Origin of the sequence: Proteus terrae (assembly GCF_003144325.1) — a bacterium.
GTDB classification, from domain to species: domain Bacteria; phylum Pseudomonadota; class Gammaproteobacteria; order Enterobacterales; family Enterobacteriaceae; genus Proteus; species Proteus terrae.
The window spans coordinates 96,364-120,301 of sequence record NZ_PENS01000011.1; the positions used below are offsets into that span (position 1 = coordinate 96,364).

The 23,938-nt window shown below is 37.1% G+C and carries 18 protein-coding genes; 4 read left to right on the top strand and 14 right to left on the bottom strand.

Features of this window, described 5'->3' with window-relative positions; genetic code table 11:
- Nucleotides 1–104 precede the first annotated feature (104 nt).
- The 12 genes from ahpF to DK857_RS12455 form a co-directional block, all read right to left on the bottom strand.
- Nucleotides 105–1,670 (bottom strand): alkyl hydroperoxide reductase subunit F, encoded by a 1,566-nt coding sequence (gene ahpF / locus DK857_RS12405; RefSeq protein WP_109402331.1) that lies wholly within the window; start codon nucleotides 1,668–1,670, stop codon nucleotides 105–107.
- Nucleotides 1,671–1,739: 69 nt separating this feature from the next.
- On the bottom strand, nucleotides 1,740–2,303 hold the full coding sequence (gene ahpC, locus DK857_RS12410; protein WP_006536680.1) for an alkyl hydroperoxide reductase subunit C: 564 nt from the start codon (nucleotides 2,301–2,303) through the stop codon (nucleotides 1,740–1,742).
- Nucleotides 2,304–2,582: 279 nt separating this feature from the next.
- Nucleotides 2,583–3,233: a hypothetical protein gene (locus tag DK857_RS12415; protein WP_227003165.1), complete on the bottom strand. Its 651-nt coding sequence runs from the start codon at nucleotides 3,231–3,233 to the stop codon at nucleotides 2,583–2,585.
- 316 nt (nucleotides 3,234–3,549) lie between these two features.
- Nucleotides 3,550–5,073: a carbohydrate porin gene (locus DK857_RS12420; protein WP_109402332.1), complete on the bottom strand. Its 1,524-nt coding sequence runs from the start codon at nucleotides 5,071–5,073 to the stop codon at nucleotides 3,550–3,552.
- A 696-nt stretch (nucleotides 5,074–5,769) separates the two neighbouring features.
- The gene (locus DK857_RS19260; protein WP_167392444.1) at nucleotides 5,770–5,925 is read right to left on the bottom strand and encodes a hypothetical protein; all 156 of its coding nucleotides are present in this window, start codon (nucleotides 5,923–5,925) and stop codon (nucleotides 5,770–5,772) included.
- The gene (locus DK857_RS12425) at nucleotides 5,918–6,784 is read right to left on the bottom strand and encodes a PadR family transcriptional regulator (RefSeq protein WP_109402333.1); all 867 of its coding nucleotides are present in this window, start codon (nucleotides 6,782–6,784) and stop codon (nucleotides 5,918–5,920) included. Before DK857_RS12425 ends, DK857_RS19260 begins: the two co-directional genes overlap by 8 nt.
- Nucleotides 6,785–7,208: 424 nt before the next feature.
- The gene (locus tag DK857_RS12430) at nucleotides 7,209–9,047 is read right to left on the bottom strand and encodes a tyrosine decarboxylase (protein ID WP_109402334.1); all 1,839 of its coding nucleotides are present in this window, start codon (nucleotides 9,045–9,047) and stop codon (nucleotides 7,209–7,211) included.
- 516 nt (nucleotides 9,048–9,563) lie between these two features.
- Complete coding sequence (locus tag DK857_RS12435) at nucleotides 9,564–10,589, bottom strand: NAD(P)H-quinone oxidoreductase (protein WP_109402335.1); 1,026 nt, start codon at nucleotides 10,587–10,589, stop codon at nucleotides 9,564–9,566.
- Between the two features lie 128 nt (nucleotides 10,590–10,717).
- Nucleotides 10,718–11,602, bottom strand: coding sequence for a 4Fe-4S binding protein (locus tag DK857_RS12440; RefSeq protein ID WP_109402336.1), 885 nt, complete (start codon nucleotides 11,600–11,602; stop codon nucleotides 10,718–10,720).
- 14 nt (nucleotides 11,603–11,616) lie between these two features.
- Nucleotides 11,617–12,489, bottom strand: a complete 873-nt coding sequence (locus DK857_RS12445; protein ID WP_109393800.1) for a dimethyl sulfoxide reductase anchor subunit family protein — start codon at nucleotides 12,487–12,489, stop codon at nucleotides 11,617–11,619.
- Nucleotides 12,486–13,115 carry a DMSO/selenate family reductase complex B subunit gene (locus DK857_RS12450; RefSeq protein WP_075673640.1) on the bottom strand — a complete coding sequence of 210 codons (630 nt, stop codon included), beginning with the start codon at nucleotides 13,113–13,115 and terminating at the stop codon, nucleotides 12,486–12,488. Before DK857_RS12450 ends, DK857_RS12445 begins: the two co-directional genes overlap by 4 nt.
- Nucleotides 13,112–15,502: a DMSO/selenate family reductase complex A subunit gene (locus DK857_RS12455; RefSeq protein ID WP_109402337.1), complete on the bottom strand. Its 2,391-nt coding sequence runs from the start codon at nucleotides 15,500–15,502 to the stop codon at nucleotides 13,112–13,114. The genes DK857_RS12450 and DK857_RS12455 overlap by 4 nt, the downstream gene beginning before the upstream one ends.
- 572 nt (nucleotides 15,503–16,074) lie before the next feature.
- Here DK857_RS12455 and DK857_RS12460 point away from each other — a divergent pair.
- Both DK857_RS12460 and uspE read left to right on the top strand, forming a co-directional pair.
- Complete coding sequence (locus DK857_RS12460; RefSeq protein WP_036912995.1) at nucleotides 16,075–16,833, top strand: FNR family transcription factor; 759 nt, start codon at nucleotides 16,075–16,077, stop codon at nucleotides 16,831–16,833.
- A 141-nt stretch (nucleotides 16,834–16,974) separates the two neighbouring features.
- Nucleotides 16,975–17,925 carry a universal stress protein UspE gene (gene uspE / locus DK857_RS12465; protein ID WP_109372272.1) on the top strand — a complete coding sequence of 317 codons (951 nt, stop codon included), beginning with the start codon at nucleotides 16,975–16,977 and terminating at the stop codon, nucleotides 17,923–17,925.
- A gap of 70 nt (nucleotides 17,926–17,995) precedes the next feature.
- On the opposite strand, the gene pntB is transcribed toward uspE, so the two are convergent.
- On the bottom strand, nucleotides 17,996–19,384 hold the full coding sequence (gene pntB, locus DK857_RS12470; protein WP_098942712.1) for a Re/Si-specific NAD(P)(+) transhydrogenase subunit beta: 1,389 nt from the start codon (nucleotides 19,382–19,384) through the stop codon (nucleotides 17,996–17,998).
- Nucleotides 19,385–19,395: 11 nt separating this feature from the next.
- Nucleotides 19,396–20,925 carry a Re/Si-specific NAD(P)(+) transhydrogenase subunit alpha gene (gene pntA / locus DK857_RS12475; RefSeq protein ID WP_109402338.1) on the bottom strand — a complete coding sequence of 510 codons (1,530 nt, stop codon included), beginning with the start codon at nucleotides 20,923–20,925 and terminating at the stop codon, nucleotides 19,396–19,398.
- A 386-nt stretch (nucleotides 20,926–21,311) separates the two neighbouring features.
- Between pntA and ydgH the strand changes: the two genes are divergently transcribed.
- Nucleotides 21,312–22,265 carry a DUF1471 family protein YdgH gene (ydgH, locus tag DK857_RS12480; RefSeq protein WP_109402339.1) on the top strand — a complete coding sequence of 318 codons (954 nt, stop codon included), beginning with the start codon at nucleotides 21,312–21,314 and terminating at the stop codon, nucleotides 22,263–22,265.
- A 267-nt stretch (nucleotides 22,266–22,532) separates the two neighbouring features.
- Nucleotides 22,533–23,927, top strand: a complete 1,395-nt coding sequence (locus DK857_RS12485; RefSeq protein WP_109393804.1) for a basic amino acid/polyamine antiporter — start codon at nucleotides 22,533–22,535, stop codon at nucleotides 23,925–23,927.
- Nucleotides 23,928–23,938: the final 11 nt, after the last annotated feature.

The window sequence follows — 23,938 nt, forward strand, 5'->3', positions numbered from 1 at the left end:
TTCTTTAGTTGTATCAGTATCTAATTAGCTAATAACTTATGTACAAAAAAAGCATCTTAAAAAAGATGCCTTTCTCTATAACTTATTGATTATCTTTGATTTACTTATTTTGCAGTTGTGCGAATCAAGTAATCAAATGCGCTTAATGAGGCTTTAGCACCTTCACCGGCGGCGATAATGATTTGCTTATAAGGAACTGTTGTACAGTCACCGGCAGCAAATACACCTTTGATATTAGTTTCGCCTCGGGCATCAACAACAATTTCGCCCATCTTATTACGCTCAACAGTACCTTCTAACCACTGTGTATTAGGTAATAAACCGATTTGAACGAAAATACCTGCTAATGCAATATCGTGCATAGAATCATTAGTACGATCTTTATATTTTAGACCTGTTAACTTAGTGCCATCACCATACACTTCTGTGGTTTGCGCATTTAAGATAACTTCTACATTGCCTAAGCTACGTAATTTTTTCTGTAATACAGCATCTGCTCTCATTTCTGGAGCAAATTCTAATACTGTTACGTGTTCAACTAAGCCAGCTAAGTCAATTGCAGCTTCAACACCTGAGTTACCACCACCAATAACAGCAACTCTTTTGCCTTTAAACAGTGGGCCGTCACAGTGTGGGCAATAAGTTACACCACGAGTGCGATATTCATTTTCACCGGGAACATTCATATTTCTCCAGCGAGCACCAGTTGCAATAATTAAGCTACGGGTTTTTAAAATTGCACCTGACGCAGTTTCAATTTGGTGTAATTCCCCTTCTGATGCACCCGGAATTAAACGACTAACAGTTTGGCTATCAATTACATCCACTTGATAATCATCAACATGAGCTTTTAATGCACCAGCAAGTTTTGCACCTTCGGTTTTCGGTACTGAGATATAGTTTTCAATATCAACAGTATCAAGAACTTGGCCACCAAAACGTTCACCAATAAGACCTGTATTTAAACCTTTACGAGCAGAATAAACAGCAGCTGATGCACCAGCAGGGCCACTACCCACAATCAATACATCAAATGCATCTTTTTGATTTAATAATTCCGCAGTACGTTTTTCTGCATTGCTGTCTACTTTATTAACAATTTCAGCTAAGGTCATGCGACCTTGACCAAATTCGTTACCATTTAAGAATACAGCAGGAACGCCCATGATATTACGTTCCTGAATTTCATTTTGGAACATGCCTCCGTCAATCGCAGTATGTGTGATCTTCGGATTTAAAATCGCCATTAAGTTTAATGCCTGAACAACATCAGGGCAGTTATGACAAGAGAGCGAATAATAGGTTTCGAAATGAAACTCACCGTCTAACTGACGAATTTGTTCAAGTAATTCTTGTGCTTCTTTTGATGGGTGACCACCGGTTTGCAATAATGCTAAAACCAATGAAGTAAATTCATGACCTAATGGCGAGCCCGCAAAGCGAACCCCGGTTTCTTTCCCTGGGTTGGTAATAAGAAAAGATGGTTTACGTACATTAGCGTTATTATCTTCACGATAAGTGACTTTATCGGATAATGGTTCGATTTCTTTTAGTAACGCTTGGATATCAGCAGAATGTTTACTGTCGTCTAATGTTGCTACTAACTCAACTGGCTGGGTTAATCGTTCTAAATAAGCTTTCAATTGAGCTTTTAAATTATTATCTAACATTTTTGCACCCTCAATAAAATCGGGTGCCGAAACACCCGATAAATAACTTTTTAGTGGCTTAATTCTTATTTAGATTTTGCCAACTAAATCCAGTGATGGAGCTAAGGTTGCATCACCTTCTTTCCATTTTGCTGGGCAAACTTCACCTGGGTGGCTAGCTACATACTGAGCAGCTTTAACTTTACGCAGCAGGTCTGATGCATCACGGCCAATACCTTCAGCTGTGATTTCAATTGCTTGGATGATACCTTGTGGGTCAACAACAAAAGTACCACGGTCAGCAAGGCCTTCATTCTCACGCATATTTTCGAAGTTACGAGTTAATGCGCCAGTTGGGTCGCCAATCATGCCATATTTGATTTTACCGATAGTTTCTGAGCTGCTGTGCCATGCTTTATGGGTAAAATGTGTGTCAGTAGAAACTGAGTAAATTTCTACGCCCATTTTTTGGAACTCAGCATAATGATCAGCTAAGTCACCTAATTCAGTTGGGCACACGAAAGTGAAGTCTGCAGGGTAAAAGAAGAAAACGCTCCATTTGCCTTCGACGTCCTTTTCAGTCACTTCTACGAATTGACCGTCTTTAAATGCCATGTTTTTGAATGGTTTGATTGGGGTATTAATTAAAGACATTGTATTTCCTCCTGTTTGGTATGGGTCTAATGTACCTATTCCACTTGAGAATAGCTAATACATTCCTGCTATCAGTTCAATAGGTTTTACCTAATGAGTTGAAGAAATTGATAGAGGTAGGTTAACGAAATGTAGCTATTAAAGCAAATGTACAACAAGTAAATTATGCCTACTTTCTATTAGCCTATTCTTTGTTTAATATCTTTATCCTCAGTAACAGAAAAATCATAACCTAATGAATTATAAAATTAATATCCATCATCATAGGTAAATTAAATATTATTTCGCTAATTTAGCAGGTTTAAGAATAGTATAAGTACATTCAAATGCTGCTTTTTGAATACGATAAACATCTTGGCTATCTGTTGTGGATTGCACAACAGCATCACCCGATTGAAAACGTTGTAATTCTCCCCAAGGTGCCTTCATTGCAAATGGAGGTGCAGAGTCAGGAACGATAAAGTAATTCATCTCAATGCCTTTGGGGGGAAAAGGCTGATAACCATTAGGATAAGATGCTTGATTAATTTCACTTTTCTCTGTGGGATTGTAACGCTGAGCAAATTTTGTTTTTCTTACTAAGATCTCCTCATTACCTGTTTCTGGGCAAATGTTTTGTACTACCCAATCACCTACTTTTGCTGGTTCTGAAACGGTTTCAACCCCTTCTCCTTTAATTATTGTGGTGATAATCTCACCTTCTTTGGCTGGTCTTGCTAGGACAGGCTTGGTTTTAATTGCAACACCTGTTATCCCTGCTTGCTGAGCCTGAGTAAAGTAAGCTACGCGTTCTTTTTGTGGCAATTGAGAAAGGTCATTAGCAAATACAAATGAAGGAATTAAGGCTAAGCCTATTAATGGTATTTTTGTTCTACTTTTCTTATAGGTTTTATCGTTATTTGAATTGCTGCTTTGTATATAGAAAGACATTGAATTATTTCCTGATAAATATCATTCGTACTTAATACGCTGTTTAAGCGTCTGTAAACGTTAAATCGATTATGGCAGGAAATAAAACAAAAGTACCCGTAAAATCAGTTACCTAATTAAGAAAAATTCAAAAATTCGAGAGGTCTCACAACTAGAAATAATCAAGGTTCAGAAAGTAAAGAGTGGTAAGTTCAAAAAATAAATCTAGTTAATAGATTTAATGACTATATACATTATATAAGAAAAAAGACTCCAACTAATGTTTTGAAGTCTTTATATATGAAGCTAATCGCTAACTTTGAGTATAAAGGCAAGGTTAAAATAGATATTTAAAGCGGATACGGGCACCGTAACGATCTTTATCACTACTATGTACATTAATATCGCCTTTACCATCTATACGCGAATAATAAGCACCTAAATAGGTTTTAAAATTATCCATATCTAAAATATTTGGTAATTCATAAGAAGTAAATACAGTGTTGATATTGTACTTGCCAGGATTGAGCGTTAAATAGGTATCATTTTGACCACTGCTATTTTCGCTTTTTTGATAGTAAGCTTTGATATCATTATGAGCATAAATATAACCAAGTTGAAATTTGTGCCATAAGACATTACTACCAATAGAAAAATCATTTTCACCTTTAGCATCAAGATAAGCAGCACTTAAATTTGCAACAATACCGTTAATAGGATCATCAGCTAAAGTGTCCCATTTTACAGTTAAGCCATAACCTGTACGTCGCGATTGATCTTGAAATTTTCCATTTTCATCATCATAGCCATAGGCTTTACTTATTACGTTTGCGTCTATAGCACCTGCAATTGTTAAGTTATCTTTTTGCCATGCAACAACAGGTCGCATATAAATAACATTTTTACGATTATCAAGTTTACGCCCGTGATACTCACCATCTTTGAAAACAGAAGTTCCATCTTCAACTAAAGCATTTAGCTCAAAATACCAGTCGTTATAGCGTGTATTAACCATCATGCTACCACCATCACTACTACGACCTCGCCCTTCTTTCATCATATAGATATAGCCAAAACCGTCACCATATAAATCATTTGCTGTATTACCTGAATACTCAACAAATGTATCTTGATTTAGTGGGAACATGTCGTAAGCTTCATAACGACCTATTTTATATTGCCATTTATCACGTTGACCAAAGTAGAAAACAGCATCATCTAGATTCATTTTACCCGTCATGTCAGCCATTGGCTGAGCACGAAAACCAGCATAATTACCGTTTTTTAATTCTCGTTCACCATCCACACCAATTAAAATACGCCCGTTAAGTGACCATTTTTCATTATCATCAAAATTTTTTTGATTACCAGGCATCATTCTCATCGATGTTAGTTGCCCTTTCTTACTAGCAGCATCGATATTATATTCCACGTCACCGTACAATTTGAGATCACCCCAATTTGTATTGGTAGAGAAAAAACCTGTACCTTCTTTATTTTTCGTACTAGCAAACTGAGAGGATTGTTTTTGTTGGATTTCATTAAGTTGAGTTTGTGCAATGTTTACTTTTGCTTGTGCCTCATCAGATTGCATTTCTAATATAGCAATGCGTTGCTCCATGTTGGCGGTTGTAACATGATTCATTGCTTTCTTTTCTTGAGATAAGCTGTTGGAATTAATTAATTGCTCAAGGCGAGCCGCTTTTTGTTCTGCTGCGGTGGCTCTAGCCTCCGCGGCGGCTGCACGTTGTTCAAGGCTATTTAACCTTGCTTCTATTGCACTTATGTCAGTTTGTGCGTTTGAGCAAAATGGCGTAGCGAGTATTAAACTTATCACAACAGATAATGCTTTTACTTTCATTTGAATATTCCTAAATTAGCAAATGTTGGTTCAACAGGTACGGCAAATACAGAACAATCGATTTGGTTAATTGATTGTTCTATCTAATGAGCGTATTGTTATTTTTATTCGATAATATTATATAAATATCAATCGGTTATTCGCATCGTTATTTCTATTCTTAACAATAAATAAACCCATATCTTCATTACCTTGCCATTATTTTTACTGATTAACTTTCAGTATCATAAGTAAGGCTATGTTTGAACTGAGGTACTTATTCTCGTTTAAGTACTTACAAACATTTATTATTTTGATTTGGTATTTAATTTATTGTTATTTCAGCATATCTCTGGTTTAAGTTTTCAAATTTTTTAATGGGTTCACTAGCCTAAATAAAATAATCGTTAACATGGAACATTTCCACAATCATTTGTGATTTTTTTGATATTGGTACAATAACCTAAGAAAAAAGACACAAATGACCATCAAAAATGGGAATATAGAAAGGAAATAAAGTGATTTATTAAGTAAGGTTTAAACTAAGCAAAAGAGAGTTAAGATCTGAAGAGAATAATTTTATAACGGTGTTATTAGCTTCTATCATTTAGACACCTTGCTATAAGGGTAAGCTAATACGGTGGAAGGAGAATAAATAAAATGAGAAAGGAGAAGAACTGACAGAGGTCATATCATTATAACCTCCGTCCATCATTATCATATTCTGCCAGGTTTACGTAACGCTCTACGAAAGTAAGAAACTGGCATTTTAGGGCAAATTTGTTCTTTTACTGCTGGATTATTCTCCAAATCATCTTTGTCTATTTTATTATTTCTTCTTGAATTTTGTAGCTGAGTATCTGTTTTATTCATCTTCCCTTTCCTCTGAGATCAATGCCTCATTAATAGCTTCAATTTTCTCAACTGCTTCATTAAGAATAGAAGCAATACGTCCTGCTCTTTCCACAGAGAGCTCTTTTAACACTAATTTATGGCGTAAAACTGCTTTTAATTTACCAACAGCAGATTCAATTTCCTCAGAAACACCACCTGTGTTTTGAGATAAATCTCTTGCGTAAGCCAGTTTTCTTTGAATATTGGTATCTATTTCCTGATGTTCTGCTAAAAATGCAGCACCCTCAGGTGTAATGCTGTAGTTTTTACGGCCTTTTTCAGCAATCGTAGCAAGTAATAGATCTTGCTCTTCAAGTAGTGTTAGCGTTGGATAAATAACGCCTGGGCTAGGTACATATAATCCTGAAGAAGCCTCATCTATTTCTTTAATAATTTCATAACCATGACTTGGTTTTTTCGAGATCATGCTAAGTAACAGAACTCGTAAATCACCGTGATCAAACATACGTTTTAATTGGCGACCTTGACCTTTTCCTCTGCTACCACATCCACGACCACGTTGTTTACCGCGCCCTTCAGGACCATGTTCTCCATGGCAGCATTCACCACGTCCTTCGTGTCCATGACCATGTTCGCCATGACGACATTCTCCACGACCTTCATGTTCATGACCGTGTTCTCCATGGCAGCATTCACCACGTTCTTCGTGCCCATGGCCATGTTCGCCATGACAACAATGTTCACCATGATGTTCTTGGTGTTGGCTATGTTTACCTTTACCACCACAACGCCCTTTTCCGTGGCCATGTCCATGACCACCACGTTCGCCATTTTCAGCACGCTGTTGATAAAGTGAGTTTAATGCTCGAATCATCATAAATATTCCCTCATTGTTTTAGATATATCGAATTTATGTAATGTAATATAATCCGATATATCTAAATGATCAAGTTTTAGATATATCTAAATACATATCTAAATCGATTCTTTCACTAACAATATGATTTATTTATGATTAAACTTTAAAATCACTGACTCAATTATGAATGATTCTCATTCTCTAGCTTGCTTTTATGTGCTATCAGTGAAAATAAAAGAAGGTAATTAATAGAGAAGAATAAAAACAGATATTGTTAGCTTAAAATTCATACGAAACAATTAACCATCCTTAGAACAAAATAAGTGACACTGTCACTTATCGCTATTTAAAAAAAGCGAAGATAATGAGTAATAACCTCACTACTTCGCTTTTTAACAAAATTTATTTTAATTGTAGGAAATATAACAAAAACGAGATATCGCTACTTATTATCTAATGCTGATAAAACCACTTTCTTAATATATTGATATCCAGCCTCAATTTGTTGTTCATCACAGGTTTCAGTACTTTTTATAGTCAACTGTAACAAATTTAAGTGTTTGATAGTTTCCCACTCATTGTTATCAAAATTGCACTCAGAACAAAACTGTGCTGGTGCATTATCACTATTGCGAGCACAAAGCGTTAACAAACTTAAATCTTGTTTATGATGACTTTTTATAACCAAGTTTTCATAGATTGTTTTATTAAGGTCATTTTGCGTTTCTAAATCCTTATTTCCTTTTCTTACAATCGCAAAATTTAATTTATTAAAATCAGATGCAGATAAAACACGAATATAATAGTGCTCACCTTCTTTTTCGAAAGCCGTTGCTTGATTAAAAAACTGCTCAAGTTTGACGCGCGTTTCCCATTGAATTTGTGCATATTTTCCATATCCAGATGAAGTAAAAGGATAGAGTTGATGCACACTCCACATCGACGCTACTGCTGGTGCGGATTGAATACCATCAATTTTAGGAACATCATCCGCTTGCTCTGGGCATAATCTAGGAGGATTTGTTAAAAAACGACTAATACGCGCATCTTTAATACATACAACACCCGTAGGATATGGTGAAAACCCAGCTTGAAACGGTTCAAAAGAGACTGAATCAGCGAGAGAAAGTTGTGCGATACTTTCATATATTTCGGGTGTCAACTCAAGTAATGGTGCTTCTTTTTTTAATTTCTTACACAGAATCTGATAAGGGATAAGATCGTAGTTATCATCAAGAAATAAGCTTTTCATATAGCCAAATTGAGACGCATCAATATGGATATAAAATGAATTGTTGTATTTTTCTTCGCACTCTTTTCTTAGTTCAAAAAGTGGCTTTAACTTATCAACACAACCATAAGACGGTGCACCCAATATTCCTATAACGCCAAGAATGGGCTCACCTTGTTCAATCAGACGAAAAACAATACTGCGTGTTTTTTCAATATCAGTTTTAAATGTTTCATCAATAGGCAATGCAATAAGGTTGTCATACCCTAACCCTAGGATATCCATTGCTTTTTTCCAAAATTCAAACCGAGATACAGGAACAAGTAGTTTTCCTAAATGCATTGTTTTTGTCATGCCCGTTCCTCGGCATGTTAAATGACTAACATCATCAAAAATCCCACGATCATTGAGTTGTTCGCTTATTGCTAAAATATCTGTGACAGGCATATTGAATAACTCAAATGCTTTTTTATCTGCAACCAAATCTCGTGATTTTGGGTGGCGAGCAACTGCCATAGGTAATGTTTTTAAATTTCTGAGCGCCCATAATATTTCATAGCAAGCAAGAGTATGGCTTGTTGTGATATGACCAAATGCATCTTCGGATGAAAAACCAATCAACCTACAGAGATCATCTGTAATTTTCTTTTCTTGTTCTTTTAATAAGGGTGAATAGTTATTAAAAACATTATCTGAATTATAAACTAATGCAGAAAGGTAGCCGAATTTCGCCAATTGCATCACTTGTGACTGATGATGGGAAAAATAAGGTTCAATATCAGATTGACTATAACTATTTTGCTGTTTTAAAGTCTCTAAAATACATTCATAAGCATTATCTACTGCTTTTTTTTCAATAGTATTACTTTTTATTTTAGCGTCTAAACTCTCGCTATTATTTCTTTTCACTTTATTTTCTTTAGGAAAAGAATACTCACTATTCATTAATATTTTTGCCATCTCTCGATGATAACATGTAAGGGTATCAACGGTTCGGGTATGGTATACACGCTCTGTAGCACTCAGACAGGTTTGTTTGTAATTTGCCATCATCGCACCTATATATAAATTTTTATTATCTGTTTTAATGAGAATTATGTTTACTGATCGTTAATAATTAACCTTTATTCAAATGATATACTACATGATGAGTAAGAATCCTCTTTATTTTATTGATATTAGTTAATATTTTCCCAATTTAATTTAAGTAACTGACACTTTGAGGATAAATGATTTAGCTTTATTTGTTAGTTTCTTTAACTTATTATCAATTTTGATTTAAGTTATATTTCTGTAAATATGATATTATTTTTGCTAAGGTCAATACTTAAACCTACCCTAATTAGAATCAATGAATAATTCTATCGCTTAATATCTATTATAAAGAATAGATGTCAAATTACTTATCTAAAATAGGAGTTTATTTATTTAAATGTAATTCATTTTTTCTTCAATATATAAAAAAACACATGAAATATTGAACATGTGTTTTTCGGAATATTCGCTTTTTAGGAAAGGAAATAATTTCTTACTCTTATATCAAATAAGTTTTAATTGCTCTTATTTTTACTCTTTTTTGTTATAAGGTAAAATTTCAAGCATCACTTTACCAATTAAATCACCAGACTCCATTAGTTGATGTGCTTTTCCCACTTCTTTTAATGGGAAAGTAGCATTAATGATGGGCTTAATTTTCCCTTCAGCAATAAGTGGCCACACTTGTTGTTTTAGTTCTTGCGCTATTTGTGCCTTTTCTTCTATTGAACGGGATCGCATCGTTGAACCAGTGTGAATTAAACGCTTAATCATCATTGGCATCATATTTAAATTTTTAGGCATTCCTTTCATCATGCCCACTTGTATAACTCGCCCAAATTTGCCGGCAACTTGATAATTCTTTTCTACGTAATCCCCACCAATAATATCAAGGATGACATCAATGCCTTTCCCTTCAGTTAAAATAGGAATTTCTTTAGCAAAATCAACTTGTTTGTAGTTAATGATATAATCAGCGCCAAGATCACGAGCTACGGCCGCTTTTTCTTCAGAGCCAACCGTTGTATAAACTGTCGCACCTATTGTATGAGCCAGCATTATGGCTGTTGAACCAATTCCCGAGGTTCCGCCATGAATAAGAACAGATTCACCTTGTGTTAGTTTTCCTAACTGGAATAAATTAGCCCAGACAGTAAAAAAATTCTCGGGCAATGCGGCTGCTTCAATATCCGTTAAATTCATTGACGGTAGTGCGATGTCTTCATGCGCAATACAATATTGAGCATAACCACCACCAGCAACTAAAGCACAAACTCTATCTCCCAGTTGCCATTTAGTGCAGTTTTCACCTAATGCGATAACTTCTCCAGCAACTTCAAGACCAGGAATAGGTGAAGCATCAGCTGGTGGCGGATAACTACCTTGACGTTGAAAAATATCAGGGCGATTAACACCAGAAGCGCCAACTTTGATCAAAAGATAATGTGGGGGAAGTGGAGGTATCGGTGATAATTGAGGTTGTAATTTATCTATATCACCTGGCTCTGTGATGGCAATTTCTAACATATTTGCAGGTAAAACAGTTGTTTTCATCATATGCTCCCATTTTATTTAGCCACACTCGGAATTTAATGATAAATAAGAAAAATCAACACCCTATTTCTGATTTTAATCAGGGTATTGGCTTATGAAGCAATAAATAACTTAAGTGTATTTGAGAGAGATTATAACCAACCTTGCTTCTGATGTTGTATGCAAATCGGGCACAATTTTGCTTCTGGCGTCCATGATAAAAAAGCTAAACGGCATTTTTCACAGTGAGCATTATAATAATGATAGTGTGTGGGTTCGTTATTTTTAGCAACTTGTTCATTAACATGAATAGATTTAGGAAAACAAACTACTTCACAACTCATGCAACCTGTACAGCGCTTTTCATCAAGTGTAAATATATTATTTTCAAGTTCAATAGCTCCTTCATCACACACTTTGGCACAGGCAGAACAAAGAATACAACTGTCTTTATCTAGCTGAATTTGAAACCAACTGTCTTCAGGATAAAGTTGTTTTCTTGCATTTAATCCTGTTCTTACTTGATTTTTATTGAGTGGCTTCTCATCCAGTTTTTGACGAAAAAGCATAAAGCGACGCCCACTATCAATATCAGTAGGTTCTGTGATAACCAATTGCCAAATAGGCTCTTGTAACGTTTTTAATTGAAGATTTAAGTTTGCTAAAACAGGAAGCCATTTATCCACTAAAGGCTGTGCTATCTTCATCCCTCTAATTTGATATTGGCGATGCCACACTAACAATTCTTCTGTACTTGCTAACGGTTCATCATGATTAACAACAAGGTAATTATCTTGATGTGTTCTTTCATGAGGTGCGATATTTTCTATCGCATCAACGGGACAAGTAAATAGGCAATTACCACATTGAAAACAGAGTTCATTGTCTATTCTTACATCTAAGTGAGCAAAAGTGATAGCGCCCACAGGGCAAACTTTGGAGCAACTATCACATAGGCTTTGTTTGAGGCGTTTTCTAACACATTTATCATTAATAATTGGTTCAGGAGGAAGATCCACCTTAATAAAACGCCTCATACATCACTACTCCACTACTTAACAATAAAGAATGCAAAACGATTAAGAATTTCTGCAATCAGTATTATTGCGCTACTCGCTAAAACCATGCGCAATCCTGAAGTAAATACAGCATTGCGATATTTCCATACGCTGTATCCCATCATTAAAATACCAAAAACTGACATAAGCCATGCAAATATTCTTAATCCGAATGTTTCATTATACGCAATGATAGGCGTATGAGGGAACGTTATTGCATCATTTGTTGAAATGACTGCTGACATCCATTCCAAATAGAACGGCTGTACAGCCATACGTATTGTTACCGCAAGGAAAACAACGACTAATGCACTTATTACAACCTTTTTTGCTAATTCACCATTCACAAATGCTTTAACACGAAACGCTGTTATTGATAGTGCAATAACCGCACCCGCTGCAAATAATGCCCCTATAAACATAAAATAGGTATTTGCGTGCATCCATGTCAGCATTGAGGTGTTGTAATACAATGATGCCATACAGAATATATCGATAATGCCAAGTAAACCAATAATTGCCAGTATGGTTCTATTCATATGCCCTTTTATCAAAATAATTAAGGTATAAAGGCATAATGCACCAAGATAAACTGCAGCAAATATGATTTCACGACTTAGCCATGATGAAGATATATGGCGTAATGCATGAAAAGCATTCCATGGATATCCCATGTGTAAAGTTGAAGCTAATAATCCTAAGCAACCTAAAATAGCGGCTGTTAATAATACAGGACGCATAGCAACAGTTGCTCTTTGATTACCAATTTCTTTTTCTAGCCAGCAAAAATAAAGTGCGGTAAAAATTGTCACACCCACAGAACTTTGGACGAACAAAGTAAAGGTAACTAATGGCCATTCACTCATGCTTTAACTCCTCCCTTTTTCGTCGCTCCGGTATGAGGTTTGATAACTAAATTCGGATTGGTCATCGTAAAATCGGGTAATCCTTGAACTTGGTTTAAATGCCCATACTTCGCTCTTAGATCTTTAATTTTGCCAAACTTAATTGCATTTAACGGACAGGTATCAACACAAATTGGATTTTTGCCTTCGGCTAACAAATCGATACAAAAATCGCATTTTGACATTTGCCCGGTTTCTTCATTCATTTGTGGTGCACCGTAAGGACATGACCAAGCACAATATCCACAACCGACACATTTAGAGGTATCCACACGAACAATGCCATCACCTTCACGCTTATGCATTGCGGTAGTTGGGCAGTTTTTCACACAGACAGGTGAATCACAGTGGTTACAAGATATGGTTAATGTATAAGCAAAAACATTATTAACCAGACCGCCTTGTCCTGTTGGTGCAAAACCACCACCTTTTACTTCATAAATACGGCGAAAACGGCGTCCTACTTCCAAGTTATTTTTGTCTTTGCATGCCACTTGGCAAGCTTTGCAACCAGAGCAACGAGAGGAATCAATAAAGAAACCGAGCTGTTCATCACTCACCGATGCATATTCTTTAAAGTCACTCATGCTTTGGCTACCTCAACTAAAACGGTTAAATGCGAGTTACCATGGGCTAATGGTGTCATTCGTGTTGATGTTAAAACATTAGGACATCCACCATGATCAACACCATTTTCATCAGGTGTCCACCATGCACCGGCTTGCAATCCCACTACACCAGGAATAATGCGTTGTGTAACCAATGCTGGGATTTGAGTTATTCCTCTATCGTTATAGATGCGCACCATATCGCCATTTTTGATACCTCTATTTTCAGCATCAATTGGATTTATCCATGCTTCTTGGCGTTGTGCTTCTTGTAACCAAGGATTTACATATTGTATTGAATTTGCACGATTTTTCCCTTTCCAAGTTAGCATTTGCAATGGATATTTTGCTGTTAACTTATCTTCAGGGCCTTCAATAGCAGGTACATAATGAGATAAAGCCGGAATATCCGGATTATTCATGTCATAAAGACGCTTAGAAAAAATTTCAATTTTTCCTGATGGCGTTGGGAATGGATTATTTGCAAAGTCATTAATATTTTCTTCAAAGGCAACAAAAGGTTCATCTTTGAAAAGATAACGGCGTGTTTTTACTAGTTCTTCAAAATTAGGGAAGTCAGGTCTATCTTTGAAACGCTCTTTATTAGTATCAACAAGATGTGCTATCCACTCTTTTTCACTTCGACCTTCAGTAAACGCTTCTTTTACTCCCATTTTTTCTGCAACGTCTGTTATCCACTCATAATCAGAACGACGTTCAAAAGCCGGCTCAACCACTTTTTCAGATAGAAGAAAATAGTTACCCGTTCCCCAAGTATTACCAATGTTCCAACGTTCTAGAAAACTGGTTTCAGGTAAAACTAGATCGGCATATTTTGCAGATGGAGAGAGATATAAGTCACTAGCAACAATAAATTCAACTTTTGAATCATCAGCTAATAATTTAGCTGCCGCATTTACATCTGGGTTTTGGTTAACTAAATAGTTACCTGCTAAAGAAAATATCATTTTGATATTGGTATCGAGTTTATCAACACCTAAAAGACCATCTTCAACACGTACTTGGCTTGCATCATCAACCGCTTGCATCCAATTCATGATGGAAATTTGCGCTTTAATTGGGTTCTTCCCAACATTCGGCCCACGCATAGATTGACGATTACCAATACCGCCGTAACCTGCCGCCCATGCCCCTTTTTTACCCACATTCCCAGTAATTGCAGCGAGTAATGTTGAACCACGAGCACTACGCTCACCACAAATATGGCGTTGAGGGCCCCAGCCTTGAATTAGGGCTGCTGGTTTTGTCATGGCGTATTCGCGTGCCAGTTGACGAATGGTATTTGCGGGTACTCGCGTGATTTTCTCTGCCCATTCAGGCGTTTTTTCTATTCCATCTTTTTGCCCCGTTAAATAAGCCACTAAGGACTCATTAGCAGGAACACCTTCTGGCATATGTTCTTCATCAAAACCAACAACATATTTATCAATAAAAGGCTTGTCATGAAGGTTTTCGGTAACAATGACATACATCATTGCATCCATTAAAGCATTATCTGTTGTTGGTAAAAGAGGTATCCATTGGTCAGCAAGAGATTGAGCCGTATCTGAATAACGAGGATCGACCACAATAAACTTGGTCCCCTTATTTTTCATTTTTTGAAAATAATGGTTTGTATGACCAAAAATGGTTTCATTAGGGTTATGACCCCATAAAATCACTAGTGGCGTATCTTCAAGTGTATCGAGTGAACTGCCTGTTTTAGATATACCGTAAGTATAAGGGGTCACTTTGACCGTATTCCCTAAACTAACAGAGTGATAATAAGGTAAGTATCCACCTGTTAAATTGAAGAGTTTCTTCATCATGGTATCGCCAGAGAAGATCCCTCCTGTTACAGCGGTATTGACGGTTAAGAAACGGCTTGCTGCACCATATTTTTCGGTTAAACGTGTAATATTTTCTGCAATAAGTGTTGTGGCTTCATCCCATGAAATGCGTTCAAATTTACCTTCACCACGTTTACCCACGCGTTTCATTGGGTATTTTAGTCTGTCTGCATGATAAGAAAATTTACGATAACCTCTGCCGCGCACGCACGCTCTCATAATAGGCATTGATTCATCGAGTTCATTATCAGGTCTTGTTGTTATCCGAGTGACAATCCCTTCTTTTATATGGGCGCGAATATCGCACTTACCACCACAGTCAAAAGTACTACATGTTGCTACAACGGTAGCTGGGTTTCCGTCCATTTTTGCAATAGACAAACTTTCATCTACATTAGCTTGTGCATTTCGTGCGAAAAATGGCACCGTAACTAATGCAGCACTCGTTTGAACAAAGTGGCGACGACTTAGTGACATCATCCCTTTGTTTTTCTCACTTTTTTCTATTTTTTTCATTAGATTATCATTCTCACATAACAACTCTCATCAGTAAAAATGATAGGATATAGTGGTAAACCCTCATTGATGCACATCAATACCACTAAAGAGGTAATAGAATGTTTCAATATTTCGCACTTCTTTGCAGATCCTCCACTTTTTATAAGGAAAAGCTAATTCAAGGTAGCATTAAGTTGTATCAAAAATACATCTAGTTAACTTTACCTAATTTTTTGTTATAAAAATAAAGAGTTATGCAAAAAAAACACGAATTTAAGGTAAAGCCGTAAATAAAATGTCAATATAAAGATAGAAAATATTGAAGCGCCTCTTCATTTTTGGCTTTTGACAAGGATAATTTAGTAATAGCACTATGACTTCGTTAGAAAATCGAATAATATACCAATTGAGTATAGGGTTAGCGCAAATTGTTCTAAATAGACCTTTAAGCAAAACATTGTTTTTATCAAGATACATGTTTTGTTACATTCAGAATTATTTCTACACGTATCGTTATTCCCCTTACTAATTACTGCAATATGTGTTAAAATTGACGCATATCAATATTTTTATTTGTAATGAGCAAGCTTATGATCCCAGAAAAACGCGTCGTTCGCCGAATCCAATCTGGCGGTTGTGCAATCCATTGTCAGGATTGCAGTATTAGCCAGCTCTGCATCCCGTTTACTTTAAACGAGCATGAGCTTGATCAACTCGATAATATTATCGAGCGTAAAAAGCCCATCCAAAAAGGTCAAACCTTGTTTAAAGCAGGTGATGAGCTGAAATCACTTTATGCCATACGTTCCGGTACAATTAAAAGTTATACCATTACGGAAGAAGGCGACGAACAAATAACAGGATTTCATCTTGCTGGTGATTTGGTTGGCTTTGACGCCATTATTAATACTGAACACCCAAGTTTCGCACAAGCTTTAGAAACGTCTATGGTTTGTGAAATTCCATTCGAAACTTTGGATGACCTGTCAGGCAAAATGCCTAACTTACGTCAACAAATGATGCGCCTAATGAGTGGTGAAATCAAAGGTGACCAAGAAATGATCTTACTGCTTTCGAAAAAGAATGCAGAAGAGCGTCTGGCTGCTTTTATTTATAACCTCTCTCGCCGTTTCGCACAGCGTGGTTTTTCTCCTCGTGAATTCCGTTTAACCATGACTCGTGGTGATATCGGTAATTACTTGGGTTTAACCGTTGAAACGATTAGCCGCTTACTTGGTCGCTTCCAGAAAAGTGGCATGTTAAGCGTTAAAGGCAAATACATTACTATCGAAGATAGTACACTGTTAAGTGAACTTGCAGGCAAGCTTCCTTCATCAGTTGAAGTTTAATCTGTTACATTTCACATACTAATTTTATAACGGGGCACGCAAATTTGTGCCCCGTTTTCTATTTTATGCTATTGCATTTTATCTTCTTGGGTTATCTTTAAATTGTAGATGGATAAATCCAGCCCTAAAGAGGATATTACAATGGAAAAATATCAAAACCTTCTCGTTGTCATTGATCCTAACCAAGATGACCAACCAGCACTTCGTCGTGCTGTCTATATCGTTCAGCGTAATGGTGGGCGGATAAAAGCTTTTCTACCTGTTTATGATCTCTCTTATGACATGACAACCCTTTTATCTCCCGATGAACGCAATGCAATGCGCAAAGGTGTTATCAGCCAAAAGGCGGCTTGGATAAAACAACAAGCACGCTATTACCTTGAAGCCGGTATAGAGATTGATATCAAAGTCATTTGGCATAATCGCCCTTATGAAGCAATTATTGAAGAAGTCGTTGCACATCAACATGACTTACTGATTAAAATGGCTCACCAACATGATAAATTAGGTTCGCTTATTTTTACCCCGCTTGATTGGCAATTGCTGAGAAAATGCCCTTGCCCTGTTTGGATGGTCAAAGATAAAGAATGGCCTGAATACGGTACCATCGTTGTCGCCGCGAATTTATCAAATGAAGAATCTTATCATGACGCGCTTAATCTAAAACTGATTGAGCTAACAACCGATTTATCTCATCGCATACAAAAAGATCCTGATGTCCATTTACTTAGCGCCTACCCTGTTGCACCTATCAATATTGCGATTGAGTTACCTGATTTTGATCCAAATCTTTATAACAATGCATTACGTGGTCAGCATCTTATTGCGATGAAAGAGCTGCGCCAGAAATTCAGTATCCCAGAAGAGAAAACACATGTTAAAGAAGGATTGCCAGAACAAGTGATCCCTCAAGTTTGTGAAGAGTTAAATGCTGGGATTGTTGTTTTAGGTATATTAGGAAGAACAGGCCTATCTGCTGCATTCTTAGGAAATACAGCAGAACAACTTATTGATCATATTAAGTGTGATTTGTTAGCAATAAAACCGGATGGTTTTACTTGCCCTATTACTGTTGATAGCGATCACGATTAATTGTTAAAGTATCCATTAAAAAAGCCAGTCGATTTTTGACTGGCTTTTTACTATTCACTATTTGTATCTATTACAGCGCTTTTAAAATTGCATCCACACTGGCTTTAGCATCACCAAACAACATTTGTGTATTCTCTTTAAAAAACAGCGGATTTTGAACCCCGGCATAACCTGTATTCATTGAGCGTTTAAACACAATAACATTCTGCGCTTTCCACACCTCTAATACTGGCATACCTGCAATTGGGCTGTTTGGATCATCTTGTGCTGCTGGGTTTACTGTATCGTTAGCACCAATTACTAAAACCGTATCAGTGTCAGAGAAATCATCATTAATCTCATCCATTTCTAATACAACGTCATAAGGTACTTTGGCTTCTGCTAACAACACATTCATATGGCCCGGTAAACGCCCTGCTACTGGGTGAATACCAAAACGCACTTTCACACCACGTTGGCGTAATTTTTCAGTAATATCATGTACAGGATATTGTGCTTGAGCAACCGCCAACCCGTAACCTGGAGTGATAATAACTGATGTGGAGTTTTTCAGCATATCAGCTACTTCTTCAGCCGTTGTTTCGCGGTACTCACCCATTTCACCTTCTTCTGTTGAAGCTGAGCCATCAGTACCAAATCCGCCAGCTATTACGCTAATAAAAGAGCGATTCATCGCCTTACACATAATATAAGAAAGGATTGCACCTGAAGAACCCACTAATGCACCTGTTACAATCAACAGGTCATTACTTAACATAAAGCCCGCAGCAGCAGCTGCCCATCCAGAGTAAGAGTTCAGCATTGAAACAACAACTGGCATATCCGCGCCACCAATTGATGCAACTAAATGCCAACCAAACGCTAAGGCAATCACAGTCATTACGATGATTAAGAAAACTTGTAAACCGACACTGTCAGTTTTAACAAACCAAACCATCAATAAGAAAGAAACAACTAAAGCTGCAAGATTTAATTTATGGCGATTAGGTAACATCATCGGTTTAGATGACATTTTTCCACTTAATTTACCATAAGCAACAATTGAACCCGTAAATGTAACGGCACCAATGAAGATCCCTAAAAAGACTTCTGTTAGGTGAATATTCACCATTACAGGGTCCATTGCTGTATTGTGGTCAAGATAACTGTTAAAACCGACTAAAACCGCCGCTAAACCTACAAAACTGTGCAAAATTGCGACCAATTCTGGCATCTGAGTCATTTCGACTTTTTTAGCTAAACGAATACCAATAACAGCACCGATTACCATTGCAATAATGATCCAACCCACATTACCAGCATAAGGCCCGAAAATGGTTGCGAACAGAGCAATTGCCATCCCAGCAATACCAAAGTAGTTACCTTGTTTAGAGGTTTCATGCTTTGATAAGCCGGCAAGGCTGAAAATAAATAATATTGCGGCGACAATATATGCCGCTGTAACAACTCCGCTGGACATAATTGTCTCCCTTATCCTTTACGGAACATTTTCAACATACGTTGAGTAACAGTAAACCCACCAAAAATATTAATACTCGCAATCAATATTGCGATAAACGAAAATAGGCTAACCCAGCCACCACTACCAATTTGGAGTAAAGCACCGACGACGATAATGCCTGAAATTGCGTTTGTAACTGACATTAATGGTGTATGCAATGAATGACTTACATTCCAAACAACGTAATAACCTACAACACAAGAAAGTGCGAATACCGTAAAGTGAGATAAAAACTCTTTCGGTGCAACATTTGCAAGCCATGCAAACAATAAGAAAACTATCGCTAATAAACTGTATTTTTTCCAAGGTGAAACTGGTTTAGCAACGGGTTTTTCTTGTGGCTTTGCAGCAGGAGCTGCTTTAGGTTGTGCTGAAACTTGAATTTGTGGCGCAGGCCATGTTACTTCACCAGCACGAATAACGGTCACGCCACGAATAACAACATCATCAAAATCGATATTGATGTTACCGTCTTTTTCTTTACACAATAATTTCAGTAGATTAACTAAGTTAGTGCCATAAAGCTGAGATGACTGTGCAGGTAAACGAGCGGCTAAATCAGTGTAACCAATGATTTTTACGCCATGTTCTGTCGTAAAGACTTCATTAGGCACGGTATATTCGCAGTTACCTCCATTTTGAGCTGCAAGATCAACTACAACGCTTCCCGGCTTCATCGAATCGACCATCTCTTTCGTAATTAAACGAGGAGCGGGTTTTCCTGGAATTAATGCCGTTGTAATGATGATATCAACATCTTTTGCCTGTTCTGCAAATAATGCCATTTCAGCATCAATAAATGCTTTTGACATTACCTTAGCGTAGCCATCACCACTGCCTGCTTCTTCTTTAAAATCAAGCTCAAGGAACTCAGCCCCCATGCTTTGAACTTGTTCTTTCACTTCAGGACGAGTATCAAATGCACGAACAATTGCACCGAGGCTTCCTGCCGCACCAATTGCAGCAAGGCCCGCAACACCTGCGCCAATAACCATCACTTTAGCTGGTGGTACTTTACCTGCCGCAGTAATTTGCCCAGTAAAGAATCTTCCGAATTCATGGGCTGCTTCTACAACGGCGCGATAACCTGCAATGTTTGCCATTGAACTCAACGCATCAAGAGATTGTGCACGAGAAATACGTGGTACACTATCCATTGCCATAACGTTAATATTCTTTTCAGCTAACTTTTCAAGCAATGTCGCATTTTGAGCAGGCCAAATAAAACTCACCAGTGTTGCACCATCTTGTAGCAACGCTATTTCATTATCCAGCGGTGCATTTACCTTCAAAATAATGTCTGATTCCCAAACATTTTGAAGAGCGAGGATCTCGGCACCGGCTTCCTGATAAGCTTTATCTTCGAAGCTTGAGGCAATACCTGCACCATTTTCAACTGCGACTGTAAATCCTAATTTTATGAGTTGAGTCACTGTAGCTGGTGTAGCTGCAACCCTTGTTTCATTAGAAAGTCGCTCTTTGGGTATACCAATTCGCATAATTTTCCCTTCTTATCCATAGAGATCTGTTAAAATTTCTCCGTTAACTTCACATTCATGCAAAAAAAATGTTAAAAATAATAATATGCATGTCATTAATCGGAGCTCTAATAACCTACTGAAAATAAAACCAATAATCTATATCTGTGTAAAGCTAAAATTGAACTTAATTGGATCATTTTAGTCGAAAAGGCATATTTATGAATTATTCACTATATTCAGGTAAATATCTGGTAACATATACTGGTCATTTGACTCTGTGGTAATTCGCTAAATAAAATAATGCGACAAATGCTATTATTACATGTAATAATTAATCCCTATGTGATAAACCACGACGTTCAGCACATGACCAATATTAATTGCGCAAGGCGGAAGGATTTTGTATGAAGCTGAAAACCTCAGTCATCGCAGCAGCGATGTTGTCTTTAACTAATATCACTGTTGCGCAGGCTGCTCAGGAATTAACACCCGAACAAGCTGCAGAACTAAAACCATTTGAAAGAATTACAGTTATCGGTCGTTTTAACGCTATTTATGAAGCCGCTGATGCGGTATCTCGTCGTGCGGATAAAGTCGGTGCTGATAGTTTCTATATTCAAGGCCTAGATGATATTAGTGATAGCGGCAACATGAGTGTTACTGCGGACCTATACCATAAAGATGCACCAAAAGCAGAGCAAGAAAGCTATCGCGTTTTTCATGGCGTGAAAGAGCTACCAAAACCTGAAGCAATTCTGCTACAACCATTTGATACAGTTTCTATCCGCGGTTATTTCCCTACAACCCCTGATATTAACGACGCAATTGCAAAAGCAGCAGCCAAAAAAGGTGCAGCATCATTCTTTATTGTACGTAATGTATCGATAAATGATGGTGGTAACCAAGAAGTTACAGCTTATATCTACAAAAAAGATGCACCTAAACGCGCTATTCAAGCACCAGAAGCGGTTGTTCCTTATGATTCTGATGCCGGTCGCGCACTTATTGCAGAAGGCGGAGCCGCTGCCAATAAAGTTGAGAAACCAGGTCTTGCATCAAACACTGATTTTGATAGAAGCGTAGGTACCTTTGCTGAAACGCAAAGTTCTGGTGCAAGTGGTCGTTACACTGTAACTTTACCAGATGGCACTGAAATTCAAGAAGTTAACAAAGCAGCTGCTGCATTAATGGATCCTTTTGATACCATTACTTTTAGTGGATACTTTGTAAACTCACCAGAAATCTCGTATCAGGTTGCTAAGCGTGCAGCAGCAAAAGGCGCTAAGTATTACCATATTACCAATGAGTGGCAAAGTGATGGCGGTACAGTCACTATTACAGCAGACCTATTCAAGTAATAAAAAAATTTCCTATTGATAAAAACCTTGCAGATGCAAGGTTTTTTTTATGCAAAATTTAATCAATCAGACATTATTTTTGTAAAAGTGAATAATTTTTATGATTTAATGCATAGACAACCAAGTCAACTCTCCGTAAAATCTCGCTGTTTTTTAGTGTTTTTATCTTTATTTAAATTTGATAGATTCATATTTATTCTATTTACTGACCAAAAAACAAGAAAATACGCTATTTATTTACAATTTTAATCATGTAGGTAATTATCCTTGAATAAGAAACTTGGCTTAATATCACTCACCGCATTAGTATTAAGCTCAATGGTTGGTGCAGGTGTATTCAGTTTGCCTCAAAATATGGCCGAAGTTGCCAGCCCTGCCGCATTGATTATTGGCTGGGTGATAACAGGCATTGGTATCCTCTTTCTTGCTACATCTTTATTACTCCTCTCTCGCCTTCGGCCTGATCTTGATGGTGGTATTTTTACCTATGCAAAAGAAGGATTTGGTGAGTTCATTGGTTTTTGTTCAGCATGGGGTTATTGGGTTTGTGCTGTCGTTGCTAACGTTTCTTATCTTGTTATTGTCTTTGCTGCCTTTAGTTTTTTTACAGACACACAAGAGAACGTCATTTTTGGTGATGGAAATACATGGCAAGCATTAATTGGTGAGTCAATCTTACTTTGGGTTGTTCATTTTCTTGTTCTACGGGGTGTTCAAACTGCAGCCAGTATTAATTTAATGGCAACAATGGCAAAGCTACTTCCTTTAGGATTATTTGTTATTGTCGCCCTATTAGCTTTCAATATGGATATATTTACCCTTGATTTTAAAGGTGTAAATCTAGGTGTCCCAGTTTGGGATCAAGTCAAAAATACCATGCTGATCACGCTGTGGGTATTTATTGGTATTGAAGGCGCAGTTGTTGTTTCCGCAAGAGCTAAAAACCGTCGTGATGTTGGTTTAGCAACAGTACTTGCCGTTGTCATCGCATTGATTATCTATATTCTTGTAACTTTGTTATCACAAGGTTTAGTTACCCAAGCAGAATTGGCGGTGATGAAAAACCCATCAATGGCACCACTACTTGTTCAACTTATTGGTAACATGGGCGAGATAATTATTGCAGCAGGCCTTATTCTTTCTGTATGTGGTGCTTATTTAAGCTGGACAATTATGGCCGCGGAAGTACCGTATATTGCAGCACTACATCACTCTTTCCCGAAACAATTAGGGAAACAGAATAAAAATGATGCTCCTTCAGCTTCGTTATGGTTTACCAATTGTGCCGTTCAATTCTCTTTAGTTTTAATTTGGCTGACAGGAAGTAACTACAACACATTACTGACTATTGCATCAGAGATGATCCTGGTTCCTTACTTCCTCGTAGGTGCATTTTTATTTAAAGTAGCAATTGCTCGCAGTAGTCGTGCTTTATTGTTAATTGCCATACCGGCAAGTTTATATGGTTTATGGTTACTTTATGCATCAGGTGTTATTAATTTATTACTCTCTGTTGTTCTGTATGCACCAGGTATTCTGATGTTTTTATATACACGCAAACAATATAAAGATAAAAAACCGCTGCTTTTAAGTGAGAAAATTCTGTTAGCTCTTGTCTTATTTGGCGCTATTCCAGCATTGGGTTACTTAACTATTTACTAAAGATAATCTGA